Origin of the sequence: Tissierella praeacuta (assembly GCF_040396155.1) — a bacterium.
GTDB classification, from domain to species: Bacteria; Bacillota; Clostridia; order Tissierellales; family Tissierellaceae; genus Tissierella; species Tissierella praeacuta_A.
The window spans coordinates 19,774-30,927 of the sequence record NZ_JBEBOY010000039.1; the positions used below are offsets into that span (position 1 = coordinate 19,774).

8 protein-coding genes are annotated in these 11,154 nt (G+C 38.6%); 2 read left to right on the forward strand and 6 right to left on the reverse strand.

Annotated features, from left to right (window positions below):
- Positions 1-499: 499 nt before the first annotated feature.
- The 5 genes from ABWP20_RS15070 to ABWP20_RS15090 all read right to left on the reverse strand — a co-directional run bounded on the left by ABWP20_RS15070 (position 500) and on the right by ABWP20_RS15090 (position 8,837).
- Entirely contained in the window at positions 500-2,233 is a 1,734-nt protein-coding gene (locus tag ABWP20_RS15070; RefSeq protein WP_353096874.1) for a sensor histidine kinase, read from the reverse strand.
- Positions 2,230-2,901, reverse strand: coding sequence for a response regulator transcription factor (locus tag ABWP20_RS15075; protein WP_353096875.1), 672 nt, complete (start codon positions 2,899-2,901; stop codon positions 2,230-2,232). The genes ABWP20_RS15070 and ABWP20_RS15075 overlap by 4 nt, the downstream gene beginning before the upstream one ends.
- A gap of 71 nt (positions 2,902-2,972) precedes the next feature.
- Positions 2,973-4,544, reverse strand: coding sequence for an ABC transporter substrate-binding protein (locus ABWP20_RS15080; RefSeq protein ID WP_353096877.1), 1,572 nt, complete (start codon positions 4,542-4,544; stop codon positions 2,973-2,975).
- Between the two features lie 345 nt (positions 4,545-4,889).
- Positions 4,890-6,413: a YfcC family protein gene (locus tag ABWP20_RS15085; protein WP_353096879.1), complete on the reverse strand. Its 1,524-nt coding sequence runs from the start codon at positions 6,411-6,413 to the stop codon at positions 4,890-4,892.
- A gap of 27 nt (positions 6,414-6,440) precedes the next feature.
- Entirely contained in the window at positions 6,441-8,837 is a 2,397-nt protein-coding gene (locus tag ABWP20_RS15090; protein ID WP_353096881.1) for a serine hydrolase, read from the reverse strand.
- A 777-nt stretch (positions 8,838-9,614) separates the two neighbouring features.
- Between ABWP20_RS15090 and ABWP20_RS15095 the strand changes: the two genes are divergently transcribed.
- Positions 9,615-9,878, forward strand: a complete 264-nt coding sequence (locus tag ABWP20_RS15095) for an ArsR/SmtB family transcription factor (protein ID WP_353096883.1) — start codon at positions 9,615-9,617, stop codon at positions 9,876-9,878.
- A gap of 232 nt (positions 9,879-10,110) precedes the next feature.
- Here ABWP20_RS15095 and ABWP20_RS15100 read toward each other — a convergent pair whose 3' ends face one another.
- On the reverse strand, positions 10,111-10,431 hold the full coding sequence (locus ABWP20_RS15100; RefSeq protein WP_353096885.1) for a winged helix-turn-helix transcriptional regulator: 321 nt from the start codon (positions 10,429-10,431) through the stop codon (positions 10,111-10,113).
- A gap of 185 nt (positions 10,432-10,616) precedes the next feature.
- Between ABWP20_RS15100 and ABWP20_RS15105 the strand changes: the two genes are divergently transcribed.
- On the forward strand, positions 10,617-11,154 hold a 538-nt coding region (locus tag ABWP20_RS15105), incomplete at its 3' end, for an IS982 family transposase (protein WP_353096887.1).

Below are 11,154 nucleotides of genomic sequence, written 5' to 3' on the forward strand. Positions count from 1 at the left end.
TTTATTGGTAACGGTTTCATAATATTTTGATAATAACTCTATTTTTTCACCTTCTTTCTACCTGCAAACCCTCTCAAACCTAAATATTTGAAACCTATACTCTTCTTCCACGGTCCTCACCTTATAATCCATATTAATAATCTCTGCACTATATTTTGTAGCTTGATATCTCTTTTCTCTGGTTCCATAGAAATACATATTCGTATTCTGTTAGACTAACGGCTTCTATCAGATTTTTCGAAATTTTTTGTTTTCTCGATAAATTATATCATGCCAAAAAAACCAGTTGTGTTTTCCAGGTATTTTTTATGTGTTTTTTATGTAAGTTCTAAAATATTGGGCTAACCGGGAAATCGATTGTTTTCTAGTAACTACCTGAAAAACAATAAGAGACAGATAAATCTGTCTCTTTAATAGTTATATAATCAACTCCAACATTGATATTTTTCATCATTTCTTTAATTGAATCATTCATTTAACCTCTATGATCAATTTAAATTTATTTATCGACTAATTGAAGCGTAAAGTAAAAACATATCTTATCTACTTCCTGCCGTACACCAAAGTCGCTTTGATGCATAAGCAGAATGTACCTTACAATCTCAAGCCCAATTCCTTCACTCGGCAAACGTGCGCTCGTATTCTCTGCCGTCCGATAATAGCGATCCCATATATAGTTCAAATCCTGTTCAGAAATATGTCCATAGTTTGAAATACTCACGGTTACTGTGCCCTTATCCAGTGTGACCTCCACTTCAATCAACTTAATCGCCCCGGAATACTTAACAGCATTTGAGATTAAATTCGTTAGCACCTGTTCGATACGCCGTCCATCCGCCATTACCATCACATCCGGCATACTGACTTCCAGCATAAAGTTTTCCCGCGCAAGTTCTTCTGAAAACTTCGAAAGAGCTACTTCAATGAGATCATTGAGATAGACTGGTGCAGGGCGATATTCCCAATATCCTGCCTGCAGCTTGGTCAGTTGAATTGTTTCATCAATCATCCGGGTCAAGCTTTCAATTTCATGCTCAATAATTCCGAAATAATGAGCCGGTTCCTTTTCATACATTCCTTTTTCAATGACCTCGGTATATAGTGAAATAATCCCCAGCGGTGTTTTAAACTCATGAGCCAAGTCTGCCAGCAGTCGCTTCATGCGTTCTTCATTCATATGGGCAACATCTGCAGATTGCTTCAATTCCGTAATGGCGGCTTGTAGATTATCGGCCATTAAATTAATACTTGCTGAAAGCTTCCCCACCTCATTCAGTAATCCAATGTCGGCACGAACGGAAAAATCCTGAGAAGCCAGCTTACTGGTCACACTTGACAATTTTACGATTGGTGCACTGAGCCTTCGGGATAGTATGTAAACGGCTGCGGTCAGCAGTATGCCAAGGATAGAAAAAACTATATAAAAATATTTAATAAAATAATTTGCTTCGTTCTCGGACAATACAATAGGTCGGATCGTGACAAAGTATGTCATCACGCCGTCAATTTGCCGGCTCTCGGCAATCACACAGTACGTCGTTCCTCTGTTATCGGTAAACGGCTCTTTAGTAATAGCCTCAAGGCGTTTTTCAATATTGGTACGGTTAATCAGGCATTCCTTCATCAGGTCATAGATAATGCGTGCCCTATCACTGGTCAAACTACCGTCAGACTTTGTATACCAGTTTCGGCTTACGGCAAACATTTCGATCCTGTTTTTCAGATCAGTCGGGTTTTCATTCAGATAATCCGAATACGATTGATAAAAATAGGTTTTTTGGGCGGAACGAATTGAGAAAGCCTTATAATATGTACTATCACCCAAGCGGACGGCTTCAATGGTTAATTTTTCAGTAAATGGAATTTTCGACAGTTCATATAAACCGCTTATAGGAATCCTGCATACACCTATATCCGGTGCCTTAACGGTCAGGATACTCAGATAGTTAAAAAGCTCCCAATCTGCTATCCGATAGTCTTCTCTCAAAACAAGCACCGGTGCTTCATGCTCTATGGTGTATGCCCGCAAAACCGAGTTATTGTTTTCCATGTTTCCGCTGGAAAACTTTTCAGCCACATCACTCAGCTCATTATGCATATTTCTTATCAGATTATTGCTGTAAATCGGCGCTAAATACTTTCCAAAAAAAATCATTTGTAAAATGAGTACCAGCAAAAATATAGGAAGAATTGTAAAAAATACTTGTAACGTAATTGAACGATGGAATTTCATATGGCTTTCTCGTATTTATATCCGACAGAAATTACCGTTTTTATGCAGGTTGAATAGGCGCCAAGTTTTTGTCGGATATTTTTAATATGGTTATCAACGATACGGCTCTCATTATAGTAATCATAGCCCCAAACTGCATTGAGCAAATCATCTCGGGTCATGGTACGGCCTTCATTCTGCATCAACAGCTTCAGCAATTGAAACTCCTTAAAGGTCAATGCAATATCTGAACCATCAACAGTGCATCGAAAAGCAGTCCCATCTAGTTCGATACCATGGGCAGTTTTTTGGATCGTTTCTACTTTGGCCTGCCTTTCCAGTACGCGCCGAACCTTAAGGGCAAGTATGGCAGCCTTAAACGGTTTTACAATATAATCATCGGCACCCATGCGGTATCCAAGCATCAAGTAATCATCATCACCGAGAGCGGTGAGAATTAGAATAGGTACGTCAGAATGTTCCCGAATGCGACTGCAGACATCGAACCCACCAATATCTGGCAGCATTACATCCAGCAAAATAAGATCTACTTGATTTTCTGAAAAGATGGTAAGTGCCTCTTCGCCTGTTGCAGCTTCAAGCACCTGCATCCCTTCTACTCGCAAAAAAAGGGAAATTACCTCTCGCAATTTCTGTTCATCTTCCACGATAAGAACTGCTTTATTCATTAGAATACCCCCTCCTAGGCTTGAAGATATCCTTCTAAGAAACTTTCTGTTATCGTCAATGCAAAAATCGATTAATTGCTATCATTGATGAAAATATCACTTTCATTACTGATGACCAGGTGAGGCAGCAGCATTTTATTGTAAACGATCAAATTATTTATACGGACAACGGGGAAATTACACCGGGTGTCCATAAGCATCTTTTGAACCTCGTAAAAACCAGTAATTCGAGTGTTTTTATCCATAGTATTTATGGCATCTTCAACCATCATATTATAGACTTCGCTATCCAGTATATTCACATCGGGGCAAATATACGGAAGTATGCCAGCCGTATCTCCCCAGTTGAATTCATTTAAAGCAGCTTCGTATGTATCTTTTTTTAAGAGGTCGCTCATTGTCGCCAAATCGATACTATGGATGTTCATCTGGATCCCATTTTTCTTGTATTCTGATTGCAGAATTTCTACAAGGCTATTAAGATTTTTGTCTTCAAATACGACTGTGAACTCAAACTTTTTCCCATTTCGATCCAGATATCCGTCTCCATCGCTGTCCTTCCAGCCCTTTTCCGAGAGTAACTGCAATGCCACTTCGGGCTGATTGCAGAAATTGGAAGTAAAATAATTCTCTGCATCTGAGCTGTAATCACTCATACCAGAAACAGAAAAGGCATAGGCAGGGGAATATTGACCTTTGGAATACGCCGAAATTTTTGTACGATCAATTAACAGCATCAATGCCAGTCTAACATCCGGATCCTTGAAGAGTTCGAAATCATTGTTTAAAAGTAGCTGGACAACATTTGGCTCTGCCGCCCACTTGGTTTCGATATTAGGACTCATAAGCAGCTCATACAGTTGGTTCGGCGTTACTCTATCTGTCAGAGCAATTTCTCCTGACAACATCCCCTGCACAAGGGCAAAAGGATCGGAAATAAATCGAACATTAATGGTATCAATCGATGAGGGGCCTTTATTTTTTAAATGGCGATTATAGGTTTTATAATAAGGATTCTTTTTGAGCGTGGCACAGGAACCGGAAAAGTATTCATTGACATAATAAGCCCCATATACCGTGCCGCCCCATAGTATTTCTTCAGGGGACTTGCTGTCAATATCCTCTGATTTAATTACTGGGAAAAAGCTATCGCCGAGATTATAAAGGAATTTTGGAGATGGCCGACTCAAATGAAAAATTACATTGTTGCCATCAGTTTTAACAGACCGAACTGCATTGAAATCGCCAGAAAAAGAGCCTTGTCCTTTGATCCATTCAAGAGAACGTTTGACATCTATCGGCGTTACGGGAGAACCGTCATAGAAACGCAGATCATCGGCCAATTCAACAGTAACCGTTCTACCATCCTCCGTGATTGAATAGGATTTTGCCATATTGGGCGTTAGATTACCATCCGGATCCCTATAAAACAGCGGATCAACAACTAATCTCTGACTTCCCTGTATCGTTCCCAGCAGAACACCGTCCGCCCCAGCCCCTCCCCATTCAGCCACAGCTAAAGTTAGCGTTCGGGGCACTGTATTCTCAGACACCAAAGCATCGGCGGGTTCAGCCTTCTTGCAGCCAGCTAACAAGCAACATGACAGTATCATGATAAAATAAACGCTGATAATGTGTCTCATTTCACCCTCCAGATTTCACTCATTAAATGATTGATAACTCCATCGTCAACAGAACATTCATTATTATTATAGTATCGGTTCTCTATTTATATGTGTATTCTATGTATTTTCGTGTATTGTTTTTGTCGAATAATGTCACTAATACCATGTATAGTCACATTATAAAACTTAACACCATGTTAACCTTAAGTCTTTTCTTATTATAATATTATACATTGCTTAAATACTTTTTGCAATATCGATCAATCAAATATAGAATAACATACCGTAGGTCAGATTTAAGAACGCAAACTTGTCTCCAAAAGCAAACAGCCACATTATTGTGGCTGCTTTAAAACTATCATATTAACCAATCATTGCCTGAAGTAATAACATTACAGCCGATAGAACCGTAAGAGCTCCAAGCAAAGGCATCTGGAATTTTACATACTTGACATATGGAACTTTGACCATTTCGCATGTGATCAGACCCATGCTGGTCGGCGATACTATCCCAATGATCCCTTGCCCATAAACATATGCGGAGATAACAAGCTCTCTTGGAAGTCCAACCGCATCAGCTAGAGGCGCTATAATCGGAATCGTCAATACGGCGAGTGCTGATGCTGAAGTGATAAAGAATCCTAAAACCATGTATATGAACAGCAATACCATCAGAAATATGAAAGGGTTCATTCCGCCGACTCTGCTGATTATTCCTTGAAGAATTGTATCCTGTATTCTACCGTTTTCCAAAAGAATGTTTATACTTCTGGAAAAACCGATAAGCAAACCAACGCCAACCATATCAGATGCTCCGTTGGTAAATCCTTCAAAGAACACTTTTTCTGGAAGCCCAAGAACGATTCCTATAATTATACCGCCGACCAAGAAGACCGCCGTCATTTCACCGAACAACCACTCCAGATTGATCACGCCGTAAACCATGACGACAAAACAAGTTAAAAACACGATGAGTGCGATTGAGAAACGTGGTTTAAGTGGCTGAACTTCATGTTTCTGTTCAAATGCCGTAGCGATTTTATGACGATCCTCATAAACCATTGACTTTGTAGGATCCGCCTTGATTTTTTTAGCATACCTCATTATATAAAAAGTTGTGAAAATAACACCAAGTACAAGTGCTCCAAGTCTCCAGTAGATTCCAGATATAAAGTCAATGCCAGCTGTATTTGATCCAAGAACAGTCGTGAAAGGATTAACCGTCGAGAACATAAAACCAATCGATGAACCTATATAGATTGCAGCTATACAAACTAGCGCATCATACCCTGCAGCAATGAACACCGGTATCAATACTGGGTAAAAAGCTATCGTTTCCTCGCTCAGGCCAAAGGTGGTGCCCCCAAGGGCGCACAGGAATGTAATGAGAACAATCAAAATGTATTCTTTCCCTTGGGTCACTCTGCCCAGTGCACCAACCCCAGCAGCAAAAGCTCCGGAATTGGTTAGAACTCCTAAGCATCCTCCTAAAACAAGAACAAACAACATGATGTCGATGGTCTCATAAACACCATCTACTAGAGACATGACGACATCGTTGAATCTTTGCTGCTTTGGTTCTATCCTTTCATAGCTTCCCGAAACTGCAATCGGTTTCCAGACTGTTCCGTCGACTAACTTGTCAAGGTTGGTCTTGATCCCAAACTTGTCAAGGGTTTCTTGAGTAGCGGGAGCTTCGCTTTCCTCACCGTTAGGCGCAGTGATAGTGAAAGCTTTTGTCTCTTTATTGTAAATTAACGTAGAGTATGCACCTGCCGGAATAATGTAGGTCAAGACTGCTGCAATAATTAATAAAATAAAAGTAATTAACCAAGCTGAAGGAAATGATATTTTGCTTTTTTTCTTTTCTTCAATCATTTTTTCCATTATTTTCTCCCTCCTAAATAATGATGCTTATTCAAGCCTCCTTAATATCTCTGGTTCTAATGTATCTTTATCTAGTGTAATTTTTTGATCATCTATGGATAAACTATTACCATCTTCAGTGATAAAACCCCCTTCTTTTGAAGGTAAAAGCTCAACTTTTTCTCCGTATTCCGGGCTTGTGACATACAGCTTATCCCCCTGCTGAAATACCTCCGTGTCTCTCTCATATTTCCCACACAATGCAGCGTATCCTGAAGAATCAGCATTAGAATCAATCAATTCCTCAAATGTTCTGATTGGTCTCGGCAATTGTCCTTTCGCAATGTCCATAAACCCCTCTATGGTGGTTAAATCACCCCAATACTCTGTTGGATCTGCGTTCTTCAAACAAATTAGAGTGATATCTTTGTCCAGATAGCGAACAAATTTCGTTGAACACCCTATCCATCCACCTGAATGAGCCGCTATTTTTCCCATTTTTGTATCTTGAGTGATAGCCCATCCATAACCGTATGGTGCAATTTTTGAGTGATCATAACGTGTGGGTGTGTACATTTCTTCCTGACTTTTATGAGACAAAATTTTGCCCTCTTTTAAAGCTAGGCTCCATTTTAGCATGTCATGGATAGTTGAATTGACGCAACCGTCTCCTTCTATCCCATCCAAAGGAATAACACAATTGTTTTCTATCAATGTAGATTCATCAGGCAAAACATATTGACCATCCTCCAAGACATAGCCATACGCGTAGTTTTTGATCGTATCACCGTTAAGACGTCTATGATATACGCAGGAGTCATTCATCCCTGCAGGTTCGAATATCTCTTTTTTTAGAAAATCTGCATAAGATTCACCCGATGCTTTTTCAACAATGAGCGCAAGCAGGGCATATGCAGTATTGCAATAGCTCCAGTCTTCATTCGGAGCAAAAAGTGCTGGAATCCCTGATTTTACTAGGAATTCACTCATAACCGCATTCATGGGAATCGTATTGCTTTCACGTCCCTTTTTCTCTACCCATTCCATATAATCAGGAAGTCCACTTGTATGATTCAACAGATTTTTGATCGTTATTCCTTTATAAGGAGTATCAGGGAAATATTTTTCCATATTATCCGAAAGTGACAGCAGACCCCGGTCACGTAACATCAAAATTGACGTGGCAGTAAACTGTTTGCTAACTGACGCAATTTCAAATACACTTTCAGTATTGAGTGCTTTATTCTTTGACAAATCAGCAAACCCTAATGCGTTTTCATAGATTACATGATTTCCCTTTGCCAAAAGTACATTTCCGTTGAAAAATCCGCGTTCATAAGCCTCTTTCAGGTGTTGGTCCATCAATATTCCGGTAATATTTGATTTGTCCACCACAATTATACTTGACTGTTTTGCCTTCACATCGATTTTTCCATTGTTGTAAGTAACGGTAGTAGCTGGAGTGGACTCCTTTAGAAGAGCTTTAGCAATATCGATGGAATCTCTTACAAGAGTACGCTCATCTTTTAATACCGTCATGGACTGTTTTCCATCGAGTATGTATTGTTCGGAAGCTCTTTCAGCATTCTGACCGGTTACAACATAGCTCTTGATTCCTTTATTAGTTGCGAATACGTCGATGATAGCTCTTGCTGTTTCGTCATTTGGCGCAAGGATTGCAACATCATTCTTTATAGATGATGACACAGCAGCCAGATGGGATTTAGCCATTGTCTTGGTTTTGTTAAAATCCCAGTTAGTAGTTACTTGGCCTATGATCTTGCCCATCTCGCCACGAGTCAAAGTAGCTTTATTTTTTAGATTCTCTGCCTCACTGGAATTGGCAATTACAAAAGTTCCGTCGGCAATCTTAGGCTGTAACACAGACCATGCGCCTTCAAAGAGGAGGAATGCGTTATTGTCGGAAGAAGCACCGGCATACAGGTATAACGGTTTTCCTGTACCCTTCGCATGGTTGATCAGATACTGACCCTGTGCTTTGCCGACTGCTATGTAATCGAATGTTACATAGTAATCAACTGCACCTGTGTTTGTGATCAGTTTGTCATAGGAGATAACACTAATTCCTTTGCCCTTTGCCGCTTCAACTACTGCAGCTGCTTTCGCTTCGTCCTGAGGGCAGATAATCAATATTTTGATTCCATTTGCAATTAAAGCATCAACATTTTCCTTTTCCTTAACGGAACAGCCCTGGCTGAATTTGATTTCTACGGAATAGTCTGTGTCCTTCAGGGCATTCTTAAATCTGATATCATCCTGTGCCCATCTTGGTTCATCCTTAGTAGGAAGTACAATACCGATATCTACTGTTTCGGAAACATGTACGTTTTTACCAGTTTCCTTAGCACCGCCGCCGGCTGCAAACATGGTTGCAACAAAGGGCAATGAAAAAACAGAAACTAACAACTTTGAGAATCTTTTCATCTATTATCCTCCTTAACTTACTCAATTATTTTTTAATACCATTGTTTTAAGTTGTGTTGTTTTGAAAGTTCGGTTTAATTATGATGTCTCAAAATTTTTCCTGCACATTTGCCTGTAATCCGATCATTCTTGACAGCAATATGGCCATTTACCAAAACATACTTTACTCCTTGGTTTGGAGCACCCGGACCTGTATAACACTAAGCAATTCCTATGAAAGCGCCAATAACCTCACCTCCATGTTTGTCTTTTTCTTTAACTTCGCCAGCCCTCATTCGACATTGACAACTTAACACTGTGCCACACTTTTCATTTCTACTTTACAGTCCAAATAATTATCTATATAAAGTTCGCGTAGGACTTTATATGACTCATAGTAATCTGTATATTCTGAAAATTAGGTGTGGAAAATTCCTTTACTTACACCCCCCCTACTTATCTACCTCGCATGGACATTGTAACTTTACATCTAGATGACTACCTTGACATCACATAACCATGGATATTTTAATTTTAGCATTTATGAAAACGGTTTGTGTGTAATCGGTGTATTTTTTAAGACACACCTTTATTACAAAGAAAAAAAGTGTCTACGACGTGTTAAAAACCTGTCGCTAATTAAACTTTATTCTAAAAGTTTGTGCTTTTTTATCTTGATTCATTTATTATTTTTTGCTATAAATATCTTGGTGATATTATGAGCAAATCCATTAAAATCTATTTAAGATATCTTAGGAGCGAGTTTAAAGATAAATCTACAGCAAAGGTGGTATCTGTATGGATAAAAAATGCTTACCTCATAACCATGGTCAAAATGTTGAAAAGATCCTTGATAAAATGCCTGATGAAAGATATTTTTCAGATGCATCTGCTGTTTTTCAACAACTTTGCGATGGCACAAGACTTCGAATTTTGTGGCTTTTATGCCATTGTGAAGAATGTGGTATCAATATTGCAGCAGCCATTGGTATGGGTACTGCGGCGGTATCTCATCACTTAAAGTCCTTAAAGCTTAGTGGTCTCATTACCAGCAGGCAATAACTCCGTATATGCTTTATCTAATTTCAGCTAGGCGGCTACCTTTTTCCCCACTGCCTCAACATCAGAGGTTTTGTTTTTCTTTCCATTTGATATCTTCCTTTCTCAATTTGATTTTAGACATAAAAATAGAGATGTGCTTTCACAGATCTCTTAAAATGTATAACCTAATTCTTCATAGATGCTAGATGAAAAACACATCTTTGCTTAGGCCTGAGAACAATGCTTTACCTTATTATTCAACAAACTGGTGTCCCCTTTTACACATAGCTTCTAATACTGGCATAAGGGAGTCTCCCTTATCCGTAAGTCGGTATTCCACCTTAGGTGGTACCTGTGGATATTCTTTCCGAATGATTAGCCCATTAGCATCAAGTTCCTTTAATTGATTGCTGAGCATTTTATGTGTAATATTTTTAAGAACTCTTTTTATCTCACTATACCGCATCACCTTGCAGTGACATAGCCAAAAAAGAATATGCATTTTCCACTTTCCTCCCACCAAAGACAATGTATATTCAAATGGCTTGGAATAGACTTCTTCTTGTTGATCCATTCTAACTCTCCTTTTTTATAGTATCTAACCAAAAAGTGCATACCTGTTAATATAATTATTCTATCATAATATATAAACATAAATTAACTCGTTGTGCTAGTTAAAAATTATAAATATAAAAACTCCAGCAATTATGTTAACCTATCATTAATAACACCCATGAAATTAAGATAGGAGGATAACATATGCTAGAGTTTTCTAATAAATATTCTATCAAAGAAATTGCTGATTTAAAAGACTTTATTACAGTCATTTATATATTAATTGACGATATTTACCAAGAGATTATTCCAACACATATTAAAGAACGCCGTAATATCAAGGATGCTATCCTAAGTGATAGTGAAATAATTACCATTAGCATCGTTGGTGAACTCTTAACCATTGACTCAGAAAAAGCTTGGTTGGAGTTCTGTAGAAAAAATCTAAAAGACTTATTTCCAAAATTCTGCAGTAGAACTAGATTTAACAGAACCCGTAGGGCTTTACACTCAGTCATTGATGAAATCCGTAAACAACTCACCAAAGTTCTAGGATACCGAGATAAATCAGTTAGAATTGTAGATAGCATTCCTATTCCTGTATGTAAGTTTGGTAGAGCACCTTTTCATAAATCTTTTAAGGTTAATGCAGCCTATGGATATTGTGCTTCCAAAAAAGAAACCTATTATGGATTTAAGCTACATGTTCTTACTACAGTTGATGGTTATGTTACAGATTTCG

Excerpts from the sequence above, each read along its gene's own strand:
- ABWP20_RS15095 (WP_353096883.1), top strand. The coding sequence starts at position 9,615 with ATGGATAAAAAATGCTTACCTCATAACCATGGTCAAAATGTTGAAAAG.
- ABWP20_RS15100 (WP_353096885.1), bottom strand. The coding sequence starts at position 10,431 with ATGGATCAACAAGAAGAAGTCTATTCCAAGCCATTTGAATATACATTG.
- ABWP20_RS15090 (WP_353096881.1), bottom strand. The coding sequence starts at position 8,837 with ATGAAAAGATTCTCAAAGTTGTTAGTTTCTGTTTTTTCATTGCCCTTT.
- ABWP20_RS15070 (WP_353096874.1), bottom strand. The coding sequence starts at position 2,233 with ATGAAATTCCATCGTTCAATTACGTTACAAGTATTTTTTACAATTCTT.
- ABWP20_RS15075 (WP_353096875.1), bottom strand. The coding sequence starts at position 2,901 with ATGAATAAAGCAGTTCTTATCGTGGAAGATGAACAGAAATTGCGAGAG.
- ABWP20_RS15080 (WP_353096877.1), bottom strand. The coding sequence starts at position 4,544 with ATGAGACACATTATCAGCGTTTATTTTATCATGATACTGTCATGTTGC.
- ABWP20_RS15085 (WP_353096879.1), bottom strand. The coding sequence starts at position 6,413 with ATGGAAAAAATGATTGAAGAAAAGAAAAAAAGCAAAATATCATTTCCT.